Consider the following 18422-nt stretch of genomic DNA (forward strand, 5'->3'; position numbering starts at 1 on the left):
TTTCACGATGATTGCCGACGAACCATGAAGTTCACCGCATCGAGTGCCGACCTGCTCAAGGCGCTGACGACCGTCAGCGGCGCCGTTCCTTCGAAGAGCACCCTGCCCATCCTCGAATGCATCCTGTTCGAGCGGGACGGCGATACCCTGCAGCTCAGTGCCACGGACCTGGAGATCTCCATTGTGCAGCGGCTGGCCGTGCCTTTCGAGAGCAACGGCACGACGGCAAGCAACCGCATCGCCGTGCCGGCCCGGCGCCTGCTCGACACCCTCCGCGCCCTGCCCGACCTGCCGATCCGGTTCTCGACCGACGACGACTTCAACGTCACGCTGCGCACCGACCAGGGCCTCTACAAGATGGTCGGGCACGACGGGGCCGACTACCCGGCCCTTCCCGAGCTCTCGGGCAACGTCCGCATCGAGACCGACGGGAAGCTGTTGCGGCGTGCCATCCAGAAGACCCACTTTGCCGTCAGCAAGGACGCCCTGCGGCCGGCCATGATGGGCATCTACTTCCAGATCGGCCCCGAGGAAGGGCGGGCCGTCGCCACGGATGGGCACCGCCTGGTGAAACTGACCCTGGCCGAGATGACCAGCCCCGTGCCGGTGTCGTTCATCGTGCCGGAGAAGGCGATGACGCTGGCGGCCCGCATCGCCACGGACGAGGCCTGCACGATCATCGTGGACGAGGGGTATGCCGGATTCGACTTCGGGGAGGCCCGCGTCCTGGCCCGCCTCATCGACGAGACGTACCCGAACTACGAGGCCGTCATCCCCGTGGAAAACGACCGGCTGCTGGTCGCCGGCCGCGATGCGATGCTGGCGGCGGTCAAACGGGTGGGCCTCTACTCCTCCAGCATGACCAACCAGATTCGCCTCTCCCTCAAGGCCGATCAGGTGGAGATCTCGGCCGAGGACATCGAACGGGCCAGCGAGGCCCGGGAAACCGTCCTGTGCGAGTACGACGGGGAGGAGATGGTCATCGGCTTCAATGCCCAGTACCTGACGGAGGTGCTGAACAACGTCGATGCCGAAGAGGTGCGGTTCGAGTTCAGCTCGCCGAACCGGGCCGGCGTCGTCACGCCCCGGGAACAACACGAGGGGGAGGATATGATGATGCTCATCATGCCGGTGATGCTGAACACCTACGCCTGAGCACCGCGTGCCGTGGGCGGCGGCACGCCCGGCCCCCCTACCACCGCACGCGGCGGACCTGCCGGCCATCGCTGCGGAGCCAGAGTGCCCCGTGCGCGCCCGTGACCCATACGCGGGCGCCGTGTGCCTCCCATCGCCGGACGACCTCCGGGTCGGGAAAACCAAACCGGTTGCGGTGCCCTGCGCTGACGACCGCGAGGGGGGATCCGCCCCCGGCCGTGACGGCTGCGACGAACGCCGGGATGCTGCTGGTGGCGGAGCCGTGGTGCCCCACCTTGACCACGTCGCTCCGGAGGAGAGGGCCGTAGTGCCGGATCAGGCGTGCCTCCGCGCCGGCCTCCGCATCCCCCATGAACAGCACGGTGGTGGCCCCATAGACGAGGCGCAGGACGAGGGAGGCCTCGTTCGCCTCGTCGCCGTCCGCCGGCGGACGTGCCGGGGCGAGCACCTGTAGCCGGACGGACGGGTCGAGCCGCAGGGTGTCGCCGGCGTGGAGGGCGCGGTGGGGCACGCGCAGGCTGTCGAGCAGGTGGTGGGCCTCCTCGTACAGGGCGGAAGGGTGAAGATCCCCGTTGTGGAGAACCCGGCCGACGGGCACGGACCGCAGCAGCGCCGGCAGTCCCCCCAGGTGGTCGCTGTGCGGATGCGAGACGACGACGGCATCCAGCCGGCGAATGCCGTAGCGGCGCAGGTGCGGCAGGAGCGTTGCCAGGCCCTGGTCGGTATAGGCGTTCCGCACCCCGGCGTCGACGAGCAGGTGCCGCCCGTTCGGCAGCGTGATCAGCGCGGCGTCCCCCTGCCCCACGTCGAAGAAGAGCACGTCCAGCGCCGGCCGGCGGAGGGCTTCCGTCCACACACTCACCGCGACGCAGGCCCCGGCGAGGACGGCAAGGCGCCACCGCGTGCGCGGGCGGGGCCACTGGGCCAGCATGACGAGTGCGACGCCCATCGCCAGCAGGAGCCACGGATCGTCCACGTACCCCCGCACGCTCATCCGGCCCAGGTAGGCCACCCCCGCATCGGCGGTCCGAAGCAGCAGTGTGGCGAAACCGCCGGCGGCCGCCCCGAAGAGCGAGGCAAGCGCCGGGAACCCCCCGAAGACCACCATCAGCAGCCCCGCCAGCAGCGTGGCCGCCGTGAGCGGGATGGCGGCGAGGTTGAGGACGAGCCCGGCAAACGACGCGTGGCCGAAGTGATGGAGCAGCACCGGCATCGTGGCCAGCGTCGCCGCCAGCGACACGAGCACGAACGACGCCGTCCGGCGCCAGGCCGCCCGCCCGAGCCAGGCCGCCGGCAGGGCCCGTTGCAGCACCGGGCAGAGCGTGACGATCCCCGCGACGGCGGCAAAGGAAAGCTGGAAGCCGACGTCGAAGAGCCAGCGCGGCCGGAAAAGCAGCATGACGAAGGCAGCCACCCCCAGGGCGTTCAGGGTGGGCGCGTTGCGCTGGAAAACGTTGAGCCCGATGAGAACCGCCGCCATGGTCACGGCCCGCACGGCCGAAGCGGGGGCACCGGTGAGCACCACATAGGCGACCAGGAGCGCCAGCGTGAGACCGGCCCGCACGTGCTCGACGGCCCGCCACGCGAGACGCCCCCGGGAGAGCCGCATCAGCAACGGGCGCAGGAGGCCGTAGAAGACGAATCCCACCAGCAGTACGTGCAGCCCCGAGACCGCCAGCACGTGCATCAGCCCGGTTTCGGCGAAGCGGGTGCGTGTGCCCGGCTCGATCCCGGTGCGGTCCCCCAGCAACAGGGCGAGCAGCACGGCCCGGGCCGGCGTGCCGGGCACGTGCCGGTCGACCTGGGCCCGGATGAAGGCGCGGGCGGTCATCGTGATACGCAGCGGGAGCGTGCGGTCCCGGCCGAGGATGGTCACCGCGCCCGGGTCCTCCACCAGCAGCCGTGCGACATAGCCCCGCCTGCCGAGGTAGGCGCCGTAGTCGAAGTCCGCCGGGTTGCGGCGGCGGGGCAGCGGTTCGAGGCGTCCCTGGAGGCGGAGGAGGTCGCCCCATGCCGGAGCGGGAAGGGGTTGGCCCGGCACCTGCTGCAGGAGCACCACGTGCAGGCGTCCCGCGGCCGGGATCGTGCCGGTAGCCCGGTGCTCCCGTTGTACCTCGAAGGCGAACTGCACGCCGTAGGCACGGGAAACGGGCTCGCCGGCCACCCGCCCCTCGACGACGACGGGCACCGGTGCGTGCGGTAGCCGGGCAGCGAGGTGGTGGGGCGGATGCACGTCCTCATAGGCCCGCAGGGTGGCACCCAGCAGGAGCAGCGCAAAGGCCGTCGCCGCATACAGGGCCGCCGGCGCCGGAGAGACGAGCCGGCGACGGGGACGGGCCAGCACCAGCAGCGGCACCACGGCCGGCGACAGGGCCATCCAGCCCCACGGGCCCACGTCCGGACATGCCTCGGCCAGCAACACGCCGGCGGCCAGGCAGCCCGCCGCCAGCGCCGCCGGGTACGCACGCCACCGTATGCGCGAGTCCGGAGTCATCGGCCGTCCGTTGAAGCAACCGGCACGTCATTCTTTAACTGATGTTGCGCAGTAAGCGTCGAAGCCGCCACGTTTCTCCCCTTGCGCTTCGTGACAACCCCCCCGACCAGTTGACAGGGGTAGGTTTTCATATAGCGTTGGTCCATGCTGTTGAAGGCGCCGTTGTACAGCGCGATGTAGCCGCACCCTTCACGGGTGCGCCCCCCTCTCCGCCGGCACGCCCGGGCTAAAGCCCGCGACTACAGGAAACAACCCTGTAGCCGCACCCTTCACGGGTGCGCCCCCCCTCTCCGCCGGCACGCCCGGGCTAACGGGACGCGCAACGCGTCCAGATCCGCGGCTACACGTGGGCCGTTCGCTAAGGGCAACCATGCCCTCAATAACCATGACCTCCGCTATAGTCCTGCCGTCGCACCGGTCTCCACTGCGTAACATCATTCTTTAAAACACAGAAACATGGGGCGTATAACCTCCGGCGCGGGCCGGCGATGCAAAAGGCCCGCCGGCTGTGAAGCGGGCCAGGCCGGGATCCTGTTAAAGCTCTGCAAATACGCCGGTCCCGTTTGGATTCGAAAGGGCCGTGCGGTATCCTTCCCGGTCTCCTTTCGTTAAAGGGATTTTCGAACCGGACGCGAGCGAGCCGTTCTTTCAAACTAGGATACCGGAACCGCCATGACCACCAGAAGGGAAGTGCGAGAGCGCGTCATGCAGGCCCTCTATGCGTTCGAGCTGGGCGGCGGCGATGCCGCGCACATCATCCGCACGCTGCTCAAGCCCCAGCTGGCCGAGGACGAGGCCGGGTTGCGGTTTGCCGAAACCCTTTTCCTGCGCGTCCTCGACCGGCGCGAGGAGGCCGACGCCATCATCGCCACGCACACGGAGAACTGGGATCTCTCGCGTATCGCCCTCATCGACCGGCTGCTGCTGCGCATGGCCATCACCGAGATGCTCGCGTTCGAGGACATCCCGCCGAAGGTCTCCATCAACGAGGCCATCGAGGTGGCCAAGCGCTACAGCACCGAGAAAAGCGGCAAGTTCATCAACGGTATTCTGGATGCCGTCCTGCTGGACCTTCAGAAGAACGGACGGCTCAAGAAATCCGGCCGGGGCCTGATCGGGATGGAGACGCTGCGCGACCGCGTGGCGTCGTAGCCGCTCTCCCGGGCTTCAAATACCCGCCTAGTACACTGGATGGGCCTGATCGCTATCGGAGACATACACGGGTGTGCCCACACCCTCGACCTGCTGCTGGAACGCCTGGCCCCCACCTCCGACGACCACCTGGTCTTCATCGGGGACTACGTCGACCGTGGACCGGATGCGCGCGGCGTCATCGACCGGCTGCTGGCCCTTCGGGAAACCCACTCCTGCACGTTCCTGCGCGGAAACCACGAGGCCCTCATGCTGGACTATCTGGAGCACGGGGCGTATGACCTCTGGCGGGTCAACGGCGGCGACGCCACGCTCGAGAGCTACCTGGACCGGGGCCGGCTGCACATCCCGGACGAACACGAGGCCTTCGTGCGCGACACCGAGCTCTACCTGGAAACCCCGTCGTTCTTCTTCGTCCACGCCGGCCTGAAACCGGAACTCAGCATCGCCGAGAACCTGGCGCGCCACGACGAAACGGTGTTCCTCTGGGAACGTGGCCATCTGAAGGCGCAGCAGCCGGCCTGGGAGAAACCCGTCGTCTGCGGTCACACGCCCCTCCCCGAACCGCTCGACCGGCCCCTTTTGATCTGCATCGACACCGGTTGCGTCTACCACACCCACCCGCGCCTTGGCCGCCTGACCGCGGTGCGCCTGCCGGAGCGTGCCTTCGTCAGCGTGCCCTACGTGGGATGAGGAACGGGCGGCTCCCGGTCTTCAGAAGGTGAACCAGAGCCCTCCGCGGAAAACCGGGCGGTGCAGGCCCACTTCCAGGTAGAGGACGCGCCCCTCGCCGACGAGGGAAGAGAAACGGGCGAAGAGATCCACGAACAGGCTGAAACGCCGGTTCTTGGTGAAGCGCGTCTCGTTGAACGAAAAGAGCAGGCCGGGCCCGAAGCGCAGGCCCACGTCGAGGTCGTAGCCCCGGTAGCCCGCGTTGCCCAGCGTGCGCTCGAAGCCAAAGATCCGGACCGCCCCCCCGAGGCCGCCCGAGAGCTGGACGTTCCCCTCGCCGCCCCCGAAGGACGGGGACACGTCGGCGCCCAGCACAAACTCCTGCGTGTAGAAGCTGCGCAGGGCGACGTAGCCCACCTGCAGCCCGCCGCTCGGAAGCACCCCCACCCCCACCTGCACGTGCCGGCCGGCCGGGGCCGGCTGGGCGGCCGCCGGCCCGGGCAGGCACACCACCACCCCGCACAACGCCCACAGCCACCGCACAGGGCTTCCGTGCTTCTTAACGATGCCCGTGGAACAATTCATCCCGGCACCCGATTCGGTAGTGTTTTTTCCGAGAACCGCTTCCTTCTCCTGATAGCAGGCCGGAACGGGCCAAGCAAGATAGCACACATGCCGTTACGTTGTGGTATCGTCGGGCTGCCCAACGTGGGTAAGTCCACCCTCTTTAACGCCCTCAGCAACGCCGGGGCCGAGGCCGCCAACTATCCGTTTTGCACCATCGAGCCCAACGTGGGCGTGGTGCCCGTGCCGGATGAGCGGCTGGACCGGCTCGCCGAGCTGGCCGGCTCGGCCCGGGTCGTGCCCACCACCATCGAGTTCGTGGACATTGCCGGGCTCGTGGCCGGCGCCTCGAAGGGCGAGGGACTCGGCAACCAGTTCCTCGCACACATCCGCGAGGTCGATGCCCTCCTGCACGTCGTGCGGTGCTTCGAGGATGAAAACGTCGCCCATGTGGCCGGTTCCATCGACCCCGCCCGCGACATCGAGATCATCGAGACCGAACTGCTGCTCAAGGACCTCGAAAGCGTCGAGAAGCGCATCGAGCGGACGGCCCGGCTCGCCAAGAGCGGCGACAAAAAGGTGCAGGCCGAGCTGGGGTTCTACGAGCGCCTGCACGCCCACCTCGACGCCGGACGCCCGGTGCGCGCCTTCGCCGTGCAGGGCGACGACGAGGCGGCCTGGTTGAAATCGCTCTTTCTGCTCTCGACCCGCCCGGTGCTCTACGTGGCCAACGTGGCCGAGGACGACCTCCCCGGGGGCAACGCGCATGTGGCGGTCGTCCGTGAGATCGCGGCCCGGGAGGGCGCACGCGTCGTGGTGGTGTCGGCGGACCTGGAGGCCCAGATCGCCGAGCTGCCCCCCGAAGAGCGGGCCGACTTCCTGGCCGCCGCGGGCCTCGAACGCTCGGGCCTCGAACGCCTCATCCGGGCCGCCTACGACCTGCTCGGGCTCATCACCTTCTTCACCGCCGGCCCGAAGGAAACCCGGGCGTGGACCGTCCGCCGGGGCACCCGCGCCCCCGCCGCCGCCGGCCAGATCCATTCCGACTTCGAACGGGGCTTCATCCGCGCCGAGACGATCAAGTTCACCGACTACGTGCGCTACGGCTCCGAGGCAAAGGCCCGCGAGGCCGGCGCCCTCCGTGCCGAAGGCAAAGACTACGTCGTCGAAGACGGGGACGTGATCCTCTTCCGGTTCAACGTCTGATCAGAACAGCTTGCCGAAGAGGAAGGTGAGCGTCGGCGTGCCGAAGAAGTGTTGCGCTTCCTGCACGGTGGGTTCGAGCAGCTGGATGCCCTGGAAGAAGTAGGTGAACGTGTAGCCGAGACGCACGCCCTGCACCACGCTGCGGCTGCGCCCGAGGTGGGCTCCGAGGGCGAGGGTGCCGCCGAGGCCGAAGCGGGCCCGTCCCTTCGGCAACGCGCTGATCGAATCCAGCCGCTTTTCCCCTTCGTCGAGGGTGCCGTTGCCGTTGTCGTCGAGAAAGTAGGGATACTCCCACCCGAATGTCGGGCCGGTGGTCACCTGCAGGTACGGGCGGAAATTGTCTTCGATGCTTTCCCGGAAAAGCCGCTGCTGAAAACCGACCTGCGCCGGCAGCATCAGCAGGTAGTTGGCCTTATCCGGGATGTCCTTGCGCCCGAAGCGATCGAAGAAGGCCACCTCGCGCTCGTCCTTGCCGGCGGCCAGGCTCAGATCCACCAGGAAAGACACCGAGGGCGTCAGGCCCAGGTGGTAATAGCCGCCGAGGCCGAAGCCGCTGTTCGTGAGCAGCACCTGGGCCCCGAGGCCCGTGCCGTACGGGTTCTCCTCCGCCTCCGTCCCCTGACCCCGTGCCGGCCCGGCCCAGCACAGCAGCACCGCCGCGGCCGTAAGCCAGGGCGTGACGAAAAGCAGGCAGCACCGCACGCAACGCTTCATGACAAAAAGAAAGATCGTACCGGCCTCTCTTTTCGAAACCGCACCGGAAGAGGTTTGTTCTGTCCGTTGCGTATCTTTCCGACACGTTTCCTCCCACCAGGATGCTTCCGGACATGCACTTGCTTCGTTTTCTCTTGCCGGCGGGCCTGGTCGTCGTGCCGGCCCTGCTCGCGGCCGGATGCGGGCCGTCCCGTCCGGAGGCCGGCGTCGAACGGCCGCCGCTCGAAACCTACGCGGACTCCGTGGCGATGCGCGTCTATGAGGCCATGGGCGGGCCCGAGGCCTGGGCCCGCCTCCGCTACCTCGGCTTCGAGTTCGCCTTCCAGCCCGAAGGTGGCGAGCGTCGCCCCGGACGAAAGCACTTCTGGGACCGGCACACGGGCGCCTACCGGCTCGAATGGACACCGGGCGGCGACACCACCTACGTGGCCCTGTTCGACGTCGACACCCGGGACGGCACCGTGTACCGGAACGGCGCCCCGGTCGATTCGGCCGAGGCCCACAGGCTGCTCCAGACCGCCTACCGCAGCTTCATCAACGACACTTACTGGCTGCTGATGCCGGTGAAACTGTTCGACCCCGGCGTCAATCGCCTCCACGTGCCCGACTCGTCCGACGCCGGCACGGACGTCCTCCGCCTGACGTTCGGCCCCGTAGGCCTCACCCCGGGCGACACGTACTGGGTCTACGTGGACAGGGCCTCCGGCCTCGTCCGGCACTGGGCCTTCGTGCTGCAGGGACGTGAAAACCAGCCGCCGGCACACTGGGACTGGGCCGGCTACGAGACCTTCGAGACGCCGGCCGGCACGATCCGTCTGGCCACGCGCAAGGTCGGAGCCGCCGGCACCCTCCTGACCGACCGCATCACCCTGCCCGAGAGGCCGCCCGAAGGCATCTTCACCGACCCGGTGTTGTAAGGGTGGAGGCGTGGAAGAGGAGGAAAACCACGTCCACCCTTCCCTGCCCCCACACCGTGAAGCGCCCGATGGACTACCGTTTTCTGATAGCCCGGCGGTATCTGGCCAGCCCCAAGCGGGTGTCGCTGATCTCGACGATCACCGGCATCTCGATGGCCGGGGTGGGGCTCGGGGTGGCGGCGCTGCTGGTGGTCCTCTCCGTGATGAACGGCTTCTTCGACTTCGTGCGGGACATGCTCGTCTCCTTCGACCCGCACGTGCGGATCGTCAGCACCTCGGAGCGCGGCTTCGCCCATGCCGACTCGCTCCGGGACGTGGCGCTCTCCCTGCCCCACGTCGAGCACGCGGCGCCCTACGTCGAGGGCAAGGCGTTGCTGGTGCATGAGGGCCTGGCGGAGGTCAACAAGGTCGTCATCGTGCGGGGCGTGGAGGCGGCCACCCTGAGCGGCGTCAGCCGCGTCGTCGAGCGGACGCGCCTCGGCACGTTCGACCTGGGCCGGCACGACGGGCGCCCCGGCATCGTCGTCGGGCAACGCCTGGCGCAGCGCCTCGGCCTGGCCGTCGCCGAAGCCGGCCGGCCGGCGGGCGAGGTCGGGCTGCTCTCGGCCCCCGCCATCGAGCGACTCTTCACCCGGGTCTTCAGCGGCCCGCAGCTGCCCCGCTTCGAGGTACGCGGGCTCTACGAACTCGAAGCCGTCTACGACGAGAACCACGTCTTCATCGCCCTCGACGAGGCCCGGCGGCTCTTTCGCATGGGCGACCGCGTCTCCGGCCTCGAACTGCGCCTGGACGACCTGGACCGGGCCGGGGCCGTCAAGGCCCAGCTCGAAGCCCGCCTGGACCCCGAACGGTTCACCGTGCTGACCTGGTACGACCTGCAGCGGTCGCTCTACGACGTGATGCTGCTCGAAAAATGGGGCGCCTCGCTCATCATGGCCCTCATCGTGATCGTGGCCGCCTTCAGCATCGTCGGCTCCCTCACGATGGTTGTCATCGAGAAGCGACGGGACGTGGGGGCGCTCCAGGCGATGGGGGTCTCCCGCCGCAACATCCGCCGCATCTTCCTGCTCGAAGGCCTCTTCATCGGCGTGATCGGCACCGGGGCCGGCCTGGCGCTGGCGCTCGTCCTGCTCGTGCTTCAGCAGCAGTTCGGGCTGGTACGGCTGCCCGGGGCCGGGTCGTTTCTGATCGAGGCCTACCCGGTGGCCATCCGCGCACTCGACGTGGTCCTGATCGGGCTCGTCTCGGTCGCACTGTGCGTGGTGGCTTCCCTCTATCCGGCCCGGCGGGCGGCCGCCATCGAACCGGCCCGGGCCGTGCAACTCGACGGCTAGGGCGGCCCGGCTTCATGGATTATTGGCGGAGGAACCCGGCGCGCACCGGCGCGTTCGGTTGCGGATCCGGCCGAAGCGGCCTTATCTTCATAATCTTGCGCCGCATGGCGGCATGGCCGACCGGAACAGCACGCACGACGCCCCCCTCACGGGCGATAACCGAACGAGAACCATGGCACGCAAAGATCAGTTGACGGGCAAAGGCCCCGTTTTCGGGAACAACGTCTCGCACGCCAACAACAAGACGCGGCGCCGCTTCGAGGTGAACCTGCAGAAGAAGCGGTTCTACATTCCCGAAGAGAAACGCTGGGTGACGCTGCGCGTCTCCACGCAAACGCTCAAGACGATCAACAAGAAAGGCATCAAGGCGGTGCTCGACGAGGCCCGCCGGCAGGGGATACGCCTCTAACGCCCCGAACCAGCCACAGGTACGCATCATGGCCAAGAAAGGAAAAGACATCCGGCTGAAGGTGATCCTGGAGTGCACCGAAGCCCCGGGGACCTCGCGCTATGCGACCACGAAGAACCGTCGCAACACGCCGGAACGCCTGGAACTGCGCAAGTATAACCCGGTGCTGCGCAAGCATACGTTGCACCGTGAGATCAAGTAACCCGTTATCGTAGCGAGGCTGTCATGGCAAAGAAGGTCAACAAGAACCAGCGTACGGACCGGATCAAGAATTCGGTCAAGAACCGCATGGCGAAGGTGGTGGTGGCCGTCAAGAAGGAGAACGGGCAGTACACCTTCCGGCAGAAGATGGTGCCGATCGACGAGGTGAAGGCCGAGTTGCAGGCGGCCCAGGCCTGACGCGGGCGGCCCGGTCGCCGGTACACACCGCCGCCACGACCGTGCCGCCACGGCGGGGTGTAGCGCAGCCCGGTTAGCGCGTCTGCTTTGGGAGCAGAAGGTCGCCGGTTCGAATCCGGCCACCCCGACCTCCGGGCGTGCCCTGCGCCCGACGTTTTCTCACGCGCCCGTAGCTCAACCGGATAGAGCAGCGGACTTCTACGCAAACGTGGGCCGCTGTGGAGAAATCTGCAGCGTGTAAGCGGTCAAATTCGGGGGAACCTACGGGCAGCCGGGTCGGCTGCGCTATGGCCATCCCGAGCCAAGCCCCGGCGGGAAGCGGCCTGCCGGCCCCCGCCGGGGAAGGTGTAGAGACTAGACGGCCGCCACCTACGTCCGGGCCCGAAGCCGGGGACCGGATAGGGTGAAGGGATAGTCCAGGGAGCCGGGAAACCGGCACAAACCTGAATCCGCAGGTTGCAGGTTCGAGTCCTGCCGGGCGTGCCCCCCTTCGGGTATGCAACCCACAAGCCGTGCCGGGTACGCGCGCTTCCCCACGGCACCGCACCGCCTTCCGTACAGGGCGCCCTTTCCGAGAGGAACGGGCGCCCGTTGCCTTTCAGCCGCCCTCTCGAACCGGGGACCGGCGCCGGATTCGCCGGGCTTTCATCGAGCGTTCCGAACCCGGGTCGCACCCGAACGTAGCGATCCTGTCGTCGCAAGCCGTCCACCTCACTGCCCGGGTACGATGGAACCGCTCGATCCCCTTCTGGCGGCCCGGTGGCAGATGGCGCTGTCGCTGGGCTTCCACATCGTCTTCGCCTGCATCGGGATGGTGATGCCCTTCTTCATGGCGGCGGCGCACCGGCGGTGGCTCCGCACGGGGGAGGTCGTCTACCGCGAGCTGGCGCGGCGCTGGGCCTACGGGGTCGCCATCTTCTTCGCCGTCGGGGCCGTTTCCGGGACGGTGCTCTCGTTCGAGCTGGGGATGCTCTGGCCCCGGTTCATGGAAATCGCCGGTCCCATCTTCGGGCTGCCGTTCGCCCTCGAAGGCACGGCCTTCTTCCTGGAGGCGATCGCGCTGGGGCTGTACCTCTACGGCTGGGACCGCCTCCCGCCGCGGGTGCACTGGGCGGCGGGCGTCGTCGTGGGCATCGCCGGGGTGTTCTCGGGGATCTTCGTCGTGGCGGCCAACGCCTGGATGAACAGCCCGGCGGGCTTTGCCTGGGTCGACGGGCAGGCCACGGACATCGACCCGGTGGCGGCCATGTTCAACGCGGCGTGGCCGTGGCAGGCGCTGCACATGACGCTGGCGGCCTTCGTGGCGACCGGCTTCGCGGTGGCGGGGCTGCACGCGGTGCTGCTGCTCCGCCGTCCGGGGCACCCGCTGCACCGCGCCGCCCTGCGCATCGCCCTGCCCTTCGCCGTGGTGGCCGCCTTCCTGCAGCCCGTCAGCGGCGACCTCTCGGCCAGAGACGTGGCGCGGCGGCAGCCCGAGAAGCTGGCGGCCATGGAGGCGCTCTTCGAGACGCAGGCCCGCGCCCCGCTGCTCATCGGCGGGCTGCCGGACGTGGAGACGCGGGAGGTGCGCTACGCCCTCGAACTGCCCGGCCTGCTGAGCTTCCTCGCCTTCGGCGACGTGGACGCCGAGGTGCAGGGGCTGGACGCCTTCCCGCGTGAGCTGTGGCCGCCGGTGGTCGTCACCCACCTGGCCTTCCAGGTGATGATCGGCATCGGCTTCTTCCTGATGGGCGTGGCGCTGCTCTACCTGTGGGCCCGCTGGAAGCGCCCCGCCTGGCTGGACCACCCCCGCTTCCTTCGGCTCCTGGGGCTGACCATGCCGCTGGGCTTCGTGGCCGTCGAGGCCGGGTGGATCGTGACCGAGGTGGGCCGGCAGCCGTGGATCATCTACCAGATCCTGCTCACGCGGGATGCCGTGACCACCATGCCGGGCATCTGGGTCTCACTCGGGATTGTGGTCCTCGTCTACGTCCTGCTGACCGCGTTCCTCGTCTGGCTCATGCGGCGGCAGATTCGCGCCCTGCACGCCCGCCCCGTTTCGGACTTCGTCACCCCTCCATCGGTGTCATGACCCCGTTGCTGGCGTTCATCGTCTTCGTGCTGGCCGTCTCGCTGGCCCTCTACCTGCTGCTCGGCGGGGCCGACTTCGGGGCCGGCATCCTGGAAGGACTCACCCGCGGGCGCGACCAGCGTCGCCTGGCCGACGCCATCGCCCCCGTCTGGGAGGCCAACCACGTCTGGATCCTGCTCGTGATCGTCATCCTGTTCGTCGGCTTCCCGTCGGTCTACAGCACACTCACGCACTACCTGCACCTGCCGTTGCTGGCGGCGCTGCTCGGCATCGTCTTCCGGGGCGCGTTCTTCGCCTTCCGGCACTACGATGTGGGGGTGGACCCGGCACACCGGCTCTACGCCTGGGGCTACCGGATCTCGAGCGTGTGGACGCCCTTCTTCCTGGGGATGACGCTCGGCGCGGCGTTCCTCGGCCGCATCGACACGGATCCGGCCTCGTTCGTCGACGGTTTCGTGGCGCCCTGGCTGAACCCGTTTGCGGCGGCGGTGGGGCTCTTCACCGTGGTGCTGTGCGCCTACGTGGCGGCGGTGTTCATGGTGGGCGAGGTGCCCGCACGGGCCGAGCAGGCCTACTACGCCCGCCTGGGCGCGCTGCTGCTGGCCGCCGCCGTGCCCCTCGGCGGCCTCGTCTTCTGGACGGCCCACCTGGGCGACTACCCGCTCTGGACACGGTTCCTCCGGACTCCCGCCGGCCTGGCGGCCCTGGCCGCCGCCACGCTGCTGCTGCCGCTGATCGCGCTCAGCCTGCGCCGCCGCCGGGTGTGGACGAGCCGCGTGCTGGTGGGGCTCCAGCTCCTGGCCATCCTGGGCGGCTTCTTCGCCGTGGAGTACCCCGCGCTCGTCCGCCTGCGCGACGGCACGGCGCTGACCCTTCTCAACGCACAGGCCCCGCCGGCCGTGCTCGCGTGGCTGGCCGCTGCGCTGGTGCTCGGCGTCGTCGTGGTCTTCCCCGCCACCGGCTACCTGTTCTGGGTCTTCAAACACGGCCGGCAGGCCCCCTCCGGAGACACCGACCCGGCCTGAGCCGGCCGCAACCCGGTCAGGCCCGTGCCCCGGCGGATACGGCTTGACGGGTTCGGCGCTCGGCAAACGCCATCTCGATCAAGAGCGCGACCGGCCCCACGATGAACAGGGCGTAGAAAGGCGCATGCACGACCTCCGCGAGCCGGAGCACCGTCTCGACCAACGCCACCGCAAAGGCGACGACGGCCTGTCCCGGTTTCGAGGTGACCGTCGTTTTGGGGTCGGTGATCATGAAAAAGACGAAGAGCTGGTACATGGGGCCGGTCAGCGGAGCCACCTCGGCCAGGAAGGAGTCCCCCGTAATGAAGGTGCGCACAAAGGCGAAGAGCAGGAAAGCCGCTACGTAGGTAGCGCAGATGTGGAAGCGGCGGAAGCGCCAGATGATGACCGAGCCGAGGATCCAGATCACGAGCATCGGCCAGAGGTTGTTACCCCACTGCACGCTGAGCGGGGCGACCGCATGCGGCGCCAGGAACAGCATGGCACAGATGCCGAAGTTCGAGGGATTCCAGAGATGACGCCCCCGAAAGCGGAGGACATACTTCGACGTGATCGTCAGCAGGCTGCAGACGACGAACGGCCAGTAGAGCGGTGTCCGGATCAGGATCCCGACGCTGATGCCGGAGATGTAGGCGCTGGCCAGGTGCGGCCACCGATCACGCAACAGGCGGGAGAGCACGACCTCCGCCACCAGCGCCGTGAAGATGGCCAGCAGGATGGCCCGGTAGCTCTCCAGGATCCCGAAGGAGAGATGCCCGCCGATCAGGATCGAGGTGATCAGCAGGGGAGCGGTATAGCGCCCGTCGTACCGAAGCTTCCAGCGTGTCATGACGGCTCGACCACCCGGTGAATGCGGCCCGTCTCCAGGCCGGTCAGGGTCTGTACCCGCCCCGAAGGCCATCGGATGACGGCTTTCTCGATGCGGGCTCCCCGCCCGAGCCCGAAGTGCAGGCGGCGCTGGTTCTGTGCACAGAAGCCGCTCCCGCCCGAAACCTCCTGGCGCTGCCGCCGGCCGTCCCAGTAAAGCTCTACGGCGGCCCCGATGGCGCTTCGGTTGCTGGCCGTACCGGTCAGATCGAACGCCACCCAGTCGCGCCCGGCATCCACCGTGTTCCTGTAGACCAGCAGGGGGCCGCGCTGATGCGCCACCACGACGTCCAGCACGCCGCGGTTCCAGAGATCGGCCAGGGCGACGGCCCGCCCGTCGAACGTTTCCCGCACACCGACTGCCTGCGCGACCTGTTGAAACCACCACTGCCCGGTGTTGAGCCAGAGCTTCTTGTGCTGGTAGCCCGACAGGCTCCGGCCTTCCATCGCCGGCCAGTTCTTCGCGTCGGAGATGATCGCCCGGTTGCCACCGGCCACCTTGGAGAAGTCATACCAGTAAGAGCGCTCGCGGTCGGCCGAGACGTAACCGTTCGTGACGAACAGATCGAGCCAGCCGTCGTTGTTGAAGTCTCCAAACTGGGCCCCGTAGCTCCAGCCCCCCATCTCGACGTTGAAGGCACCGGCCATATTCCGGTAGCGCAGGTCCTTGCCCGACGGCTCCGGCACCCACAGGTTGTTGCCCTGCACCAGGATGCCCGGTTCCGTAATGTTGGTCACATAGACCGAGAGCGTGCCGTTGTTGACGATGTCGCCGAAGGCCACATTCATCCCGCTTTTCGGGGTGAAGCCCACGCGCGTCGCCTCGCCGGCGGCCACGAACCCTTTCCCTTCCTGGTTGAGGTAGAGCTCGTCCGTGCCGTAGTCGTTCGCGATGAAGAGATCGGGGTAACCGGTTCCCCGCAGGTCGGCGGCGGCAACGGCCATCATCCAGCGCCGCGTCTCCAGCAGGCCCATGGCTGCCGTGACGTCCTCGAACGTCCCGTCGCCGCGCCCGCGCAGCAGGTATTTGCGGCCGCCGTTGTTCGCATACTCGAAGCTTTCCGGCATGATGCGGGTGTGCTCGAGCCGCCAGAGGTTCACGTCTTCCGGGTAGTACCCGCCGAAGAACAGGTCAAGATGGCCGTCCCGGTCGTAATCGAGCCAGATGGCGGCATTCACGTTGGCCCAGGCGGGCAGGCCGGATCCGTCTGTCACGCGGGTGAAGGCGCGGCCGGCGTCGTTGTGGAAGAGCTCGGAACGTCCCCACTTGTAGAGAAAGAGGTCTTCATAGCCGTCGTTGTCGTAGTCGCCCCAGACGGCGCCCATCGAGACGCCGGTGCCTTCGCGGTTCACGTCTGCGAGGCCCACCTGGGGGGCCACGTTCTCGAAGGTGCCGTCGCCCCGGTTGCGGTAGAGCGCGTTTTCGGCACCGGTGCGGCTGGAGGTCACGTACAGGTCTGCCCACCCGTCCCGGTCGAAGTCCACGACCGACACGGCGGCGCCCATCGAGGCCACCTGGGGCATGATGTGGTCGAGCTTCGGATCCAGCACCGGTGCCTCGTGCCGGAAGCGGATGCCGGCGGCCGCCGAGACTTCCTCGAAGTAGAAACCGTACCGGCTCAGGGCTTCCTCCGGCCGGAGCCCGGCCGCGCCCGTGGACGTGCGCGAACGCAGGTAGCGATCGGCCAGCGGGAAGGCCAGCAGGGCGAGGAAAAAGAGGACGACGCCGGCCCGTATCGTGCGTTTGGGCATGGCAAAGAAACGGTCAGAGGTACCCCTGGGCGGCCAGGCGGGCCCCCTGCTGGTCGTACAGGCCCGGGTCCTCGGGCGTCCAGGTCGCCAGCCCGTCGACGTACCGGTTGTACATGCAGAAGGCCGCCGCGATCAGGACCGTGTGGTGGAGCTCTTCGTCCGTGGCGCCTTCGGCCCGGGCCCGTGCGACGTCCTCCGCCGTCACCTGCCGCCCGCCGAGCTGTACCTTCTTGGCAATGCGCAGGAGCGCCTTGAGCTTCTCGCTGACATCGGCCCCCTCGAAGTCCGCCCGAACCTGTTCCACCACCCCGGCCCGGTCGCCGAGCAGATGCCGGGCCGCCGCACCGTGCGAATGCATGCAGAAAAAGCAATCGTTCTCCGAGGAAACGTATGCGGCGATGAGCTCCCGCTCGCCCGGGGAAAGCGAGGAGGGTCCCCGGAGAAGCTCCTGGGCCAGCGCCCGCAGGTGCCGGCCCGTTCCGGGAAATTGCTCGAGCAGCCCCACGATGCCGGGCAGCCCCTCCGGGAGAGATACGTGTGCCATGGGCGTGAAGACGGTATGATGGATGATCCCGGGAATACACAAGATAGGACACCTCCCGCACCGACGAAAGGCCCTCTCTCGTACCTGAGACGACGCGGCCGTCCCCGGCCGGAAGGGAGGGCGGTCCAAGCGACCTCCCCGCACCGGTGCCGCACCCGGCAGGCCCCTCCCGAACGACGGCACGTCTTCCCCCCGGGATCGCGCACCATGCCTCCGGGGTTTCACCCCCGGCTTTTCTGCGAACCCGAACCCACCCGACCGATGCACCGGCGCTTTCAACAGATCGACGTTTTCGGAGCCGAACCGTTTTCCGGTAACCCGCTCGCCGTCGTCCTGGACGGGACGGGGCTCTCGGACGAGGCGATGCAACGCTTCGCGCGCTGGATGAACCTGTCCGAAACCACGTTCATCCTCCCGCCCGCCTCACCGGAGGCGGACTACGCGGTGCGCATCTTCACGCCCGCCTGCGAGCTCCCCTTTGCCGGTCACCCCACGCTCGGCACCTGCCATGCCTGGCTGGCCGGCGGCGGGAGGCCGCGCCGGGCGGACCGGATCGTGCAGGAATGCCGGGCCGGCCTCGTGCCGATCCGGCGCACCGACCAGGGACTGGCCTTTGCCGCACCGCCACTCCGGCGCACGGGACCGGTGGACGAAGCTTTCCTTGAACACCTGGCGGCGATCCTCCGGCTCCACCGATCCGACCTCGTCGATGCCCGGTGGGTCGACAACGGCCCCGGGTGGGTGGGGGTGCTGCTGGAAGATGCGGAGCGGGTGCTTGCGCTGGAGCCCGACTTCGGCCGGTCTACGGACCGGCTCTACCTGGGCGTCGTGGGGCCTTACCCGCCGGGCTCACCGTGTGCCTTCGAGGTGCGGGCGTTCTTCGGCGAGGAGCCGGGCATCATGCGGGAAGACCCGGTCACCGGAAGCCTCAACGCTTCGCTGGCGCAGTGGCTCCTCGACACCGGCCGGGCCCGGGCGCCGTACGTGGCAAGCCAGGGGACGCGGCTCGGCTGCCGCGGCCGTGTACGGATCGAACGGGATGCGGAGGGCACCGTCTGGGTCGGCGGGGCCACCACCACGTTCATCCGGGGCGAGCTCGCACTTTGACACCGCCCGCGGGCCGCCGCCTCGTCCGAGCGCGGCGATA

At 68.4% G+C, this 18422-nt stretch carries 18 protein-coding genes and 1 tRNA gene; 13 read left to right on the top strand and 6 right to left on the bottom strand.

Annotated features, from left to right (window positions below):
* Positions 1-24 precede the first annotated feature (24 nt).
* The gene (gene dnaN, locus GQ464_RS09710) at positions 25-1155 is read left to right on the top strand and encodes a DNA polymerase III subunit beta (protein ID WP_166979019.1); all 1131 of its coding nucleotides are present in this window, start codon (positions 25-27) and stop codon (positions 1153-1155) included.
* Positions 1156-1192: 37 nt separating this feature from the next.
* Here dnaN and GQ464_RS09715 read toward each other — a convergent pair whose 3' ends face one another.
* A complete protein-coding gene (locus GQ464_RS09715; RefSeq protein WP_166979022.1) occupies positions 1193-3649 on the bottom strand; it encodes a DNA internalization-related competence protein ComEC/Rec2 in 2457 nt (818 codons plus the stop codon).
* A gap of 672 nt (positions 3650-4321) precedes the next feature.
* Between GQ464_RS09715 and nusB the strand changes: the two genes are divergently transcribed.
* Entirely contained in the window at positions 4322-4801 is a 480-nt protein-coding gene (gene nusB / locus GQ464_RS09720) for a transcription antitermination factor NusB (protein ID WP_166979025.1), read from the top strand.
* A gap of 39 nt (positions 4802-4840) precedes the next feature.
* Positions 4841-5494 (top strand): metallophosphoesterase family protein, encoded by a 654-nt coding sequence (locus tag GQ464_RS09725; protein ID WP_166979028.1) that lies wholly within the window; start codon positions 4841-4843, stop codon positions 5492-5494.
* A gap of 21 nt (positions 5495-5515) precedes the next feature.
* On the opposite strand, the gene GQ464_RS09730 is transcribed toward GQ464_RS09725, so the two are convergent.
* Positions 5516-6016, bottom strand: a complete 501-nt coding sequence (locus GQ464_RS09730) for a hypothetical protein (protein WP_166979031.1) — start codon at positions 6014-6016, stop codon at positions 5516-5518.
* Between the two features lie 129 nt (positions 6017-6145).
* On the opposite strand from GQ464_RS09730, the gene ychF reads away from it, so the two are divergent.
* Positions 6146-7243 carry a redox-regulated ATPase YchF gene (ychF, locus tag GQ464_RS09735; protein WP_166979034.1) on the top strand — a complete coding sequence of 366 codons (1098 nt, stop codon included), beginning with the start codon at positions 6146-6148 and terminating at the stop codon, positions 7241-7243.
* Here the strand turns inward: ychF and GQ464_RS09740 are convergent, their stop codons facing one another.
* The gene (locus GQ464_RS09740) at positions 7244-7957 is read right to left on the bottom strand and encodes a hypothetical protein (RefSeq protein ID WP_166979037.1); all 714 of its coding nucleotides are present in this window, start codon (positions 7955-7957) and stop codon (positions 7244-7246) included.
* Positions 7958-8070: 113 nt separating this feature from the next.
* On the opposite strand from GQ464_RS09740, the gene GQ464_RS09745 reads away from it, so the two are divergent.
* From GQ464_RS09745 to GQ464_RS09780, 8 genes are all read left to right on the top strand, one after another.
* The gene (locus GQ464_RS09745; protein ID WP_166979040.1) at positions 8071-8874 is read left to right on the top strand and encodes a hypothetical protein; all 804 of its coding nucleotides are present in this window, start codon (positions 8071-8073) and stop codon (positions 8872-8874) included.
* Between the two features lie 68 nt (positions 8875-8942).
* Positions 8943-10208, top strand: coding sequence for an ABC transporter permease (locus tag GQ464_RS09750; RefSeq protein ID WP_166979043.1), 1266 nt, complete (start codon positions 8943-8945; stop codon positions 10206-10208).
* A 172-nt stretch (positions 10209-10380) separates the two neighbouring features.
* Positions 10381-10617, top strand: a complete 237-nt coding sequence (gene rpmB / locus GQ464_RS09755; protein ID WP_166979046.1) for a 50S ribosomal protein L28 — start codon at positions 10381-10383, stop codon at positions 10615-10617.
* A gap of 28 nt (positions 10618-10645) precedes the next feature.
* Positions 10646-10819 carry a 50S ribosomal protein L33 gene (rpmG, locus tag GQ464_RS09760; protein ID WP_166979048.1) on the top strand — a complete coding sequence of 58 codons (174 nt, stop codon included), beginning with the start codon at positions 10646-10648 and terminating at the stop codon, positions 10817-10819.
* A gap of 23 nt (positions 10820-10842) precedes the next feature.
* Positions 10843-11016 (top strand): DUF4295 family protein, encoded by a 174-nt coding sequence (locus GQ464_RS09765; protein WP_166979051.1) that lies wholly within the window; start codon positions 10843-10845, stop codon positions 11014-11016.
* A 53-nt stretch (positions 11017-11069) separates the two neighbouring features.
* A tRNA-Pro gene (locus tag GQ464_RS09770) sits at positions 11070-11144 on the top strand.
* A 599-nt stretch (positions 11145-11743) separates the two neighbouring features.
* Positions 11744-13087: a cytochrome ubiquinol oxidase subunit I gene (locus tag GQ464_RS09775; protein WP_166979053.1), complete on the top strand. Its 1344-nt coding sequence runs from the start codon at positions 11744-11746 to the stop codon at positions 13085-13087.
* Positions 13084-14112, top strand: a complete 1029-nt coding sequence (locus GQ464_RS09780) for a cytochrome d ubiquinol oxidase subunit II (RefSeq protein WP_166979055.1) — start codon at positions 13084-13086, stop codon at positions 14110-14112. Before GQ464_RS09775 ends, GQ464_RS09780 begins: the two co-directional genes overlap by 4 nt.
* Before the next feature lie 16 nt (positions 14113-14128).
* Here the strand turns inward: GQ464_RS09780 and GQ464_RS09785 are convergent, their stop codons facing one another.
* From GQ464_RS09785 to GQ464_RS09795, 3 genes are read right to left on the bottom strand one after another with little or no spacing between them, the layout of a single operon-like run.
* Positions 14129-14941, bottom strand: coding sequence for an RnfABCDGE type electron transport complex subunit D (locus GQ464_RS09785; RefSeq protein ID WP_166979058.1), 813 nt, complete (start codon positions 14939-14941; stop codon positions 14129-14131).
* Positions 14938-16731 (bottom strand): CRTAC1 family protein, encoded by a 1794-nt coding sequence (locus tag GQ464_RS09790; RefSeq protein WP_166979061.1) that lies wholly within the window; start codon positions 16729-16731, stop codon positions 14938-14940. The genes GQ464_RS09785 and GQ464_RS09790 overlap by 4 nt, the downstream gene beginning before the upstream one ends.
* Before the next feature lie 13 nt (positions 16732-16744).
* A complete protein-coding gene (locus GQ464_RS09795) occupies positions 16745-17275 on the bottom strand; it encodes a carboxymuconolactone decarboxylase family protein (protein ID WP_166979064.1) in 531 nt (176 codons plus the stop codon).
* A gap of 261 nt (positions 17276-17536) precedes the next feature.
* Here GQ464_RS09795 and GQ464_RS09800 point away from each other — a divergent pair, with 261 nt between their 5' ends.
* On the top strand, positions 17537-18382 hold the full coding sequence (locus GQ464_RS09800) for a PhzF family phenazine biosynthesis protein (protein WP_166979067.1): 846 nt from the start codon (positions 17537-17539) through the stop codon (positions 18380-18382).
* The last annotated feature ends 40 nt before the right edge of the window (positions 18383-18422 follow it).

The organism is Rhodocaloribacter litoris, assembly GCF_011682235.2.
Lineage (GTDB): Bacteria > Bacteroidota > Rhodothermia > Rhodothermales > ISCAR-4553 > Rhodocaloribacter > Rhodocaloribacter litoris.

What these genes read in the sequence shown, in the direction of transcription:
- dnaN (WP_166979019.1), top strand. Translation starts at nt 25, where the DNA reads ATGAAGTTCACCGCATCGAGTGCCGACCTGCTCAAGGCGCTGACGACC.
- GQ464_RS09715 (WP_166979022.1), bottom strand. Translation starts at nt 3,649, where the DNA reads ATGACTCCGGACTCGCGCATACGGTGGCGTGCGTACCCGGCGGCGCTG.
- nusB (WP_166979025.1), top strand. Translation starts at nt 4,322, where the DNA reads ATGACCACCAGAAGGGAAGTGCGAGAGCGCGTCATGCAGGCCCTCTAT.
- GQ464_RS09725 (WP_166979028.1), top strand. Translation starts at nt 4,841, where the DNA reads ATGGGCCTGATCGCTATCGGAGACATACACGGGTGTGCCCACACCCTC.
- ychF (WP_166979034.1), top strand. Translation starts at nt 6,146, where the DNA reads ATGCCGTTACGTTGTGGTATCGTCGGGCTGCCCAACGTGGGTAAGTCC.
- GQ464_RS09740 (WP_166979037.1), bottom strand. Translation starts at nt 7,957, where the DNA reads ATGAAGCGTTGCGTGCGGTGCTGCCTGCTTTTCGTCACGCCCTGGCTT.
- GQ464_RS09745 (WP_166979040.1), top strand. Translation starts at nt 8,071, where the DNA reads ATGCACTTGCTTCGTTTTCTCTTGCCGGCGGGCCTGGTCGTCGTGCCG.
- GQ464_RS09750 (WP_166979043.1), top strand. Translation starts at nt 8,943, where the DNA reads ATGGACTACCGTTTTCTGATAGCCCGGCGGTATCTGGCCAGCCCCAAG.
- rpmB (WP_166979046.1), top strand. Translation starts at nt 10,381, where the DNA reads ATGGCACGCAAAGATCAGTTGACGGGCAAAGGCCCCGTTTTCGGGAAC.
- rpmG (WP_166979048.1), top strand. Translation starts at nt 10,646, where the DNA reads ATGGCCAAGAAAGGAAAAGACATCCGGCTGAAGGTGATCCTGGAGTGC.
- GQ464_RS09765 (WP_166979051.1), top strand. Translation starts at nt 10,843, where the DNA reads ATGGCAAAGAAGGTCAACAAGAACCAGCGTACGGACCGGATCAAGAAT.
- GQ464_RS09775 (WP_166979053.1), top strand. Translation starts at nt 11,744, where the DNA reads ATGGAACCGCTCGATCCCCTTCTGGCGGCCCGGTGGCAGATGGCGCTG.
- GQ464_RS09780 (WP_166979055.1), top strand. Translation starts at nt 13,084, where the DNA reads ATGACCCCGTTGCTGGCGTTCATCGTCTTCGTGCTGGCCGTCTCGCTG.
- GQ464_RS09785 (WP_166979058.1), bottom strand. Translation starts at nt 14,941, where the DNA reads ATGACACGCTGGAAGCTTCGGTACGACGGGCGCTATACCGCTCCCCTG.
- GQ464_RS09790 (WP_166979061.1), bottom strand. Translation starts at nt 16,731, where the DNA reads ATGCCCAAACGCACGATACGGGCCGGCGTCGTCCTCTTTTTCCTCGCC.
- GQ464_RS09795 (WP_166979064.1), bottom strand. Translation starts at nt 17,275, where the DNA reads ATGGCACACGTATCTCTCCCGGAGGGGCTGCCCGGCATCGTGGGGCTG.
- GQ464_RS09800 (WP_166979067.1), top strand. Translation starts at nt 17,537, where the DNA reads ATGCACCGGCGCTTTCAACAGATCGACGTTTTCGGAGCCGAACCGTTT.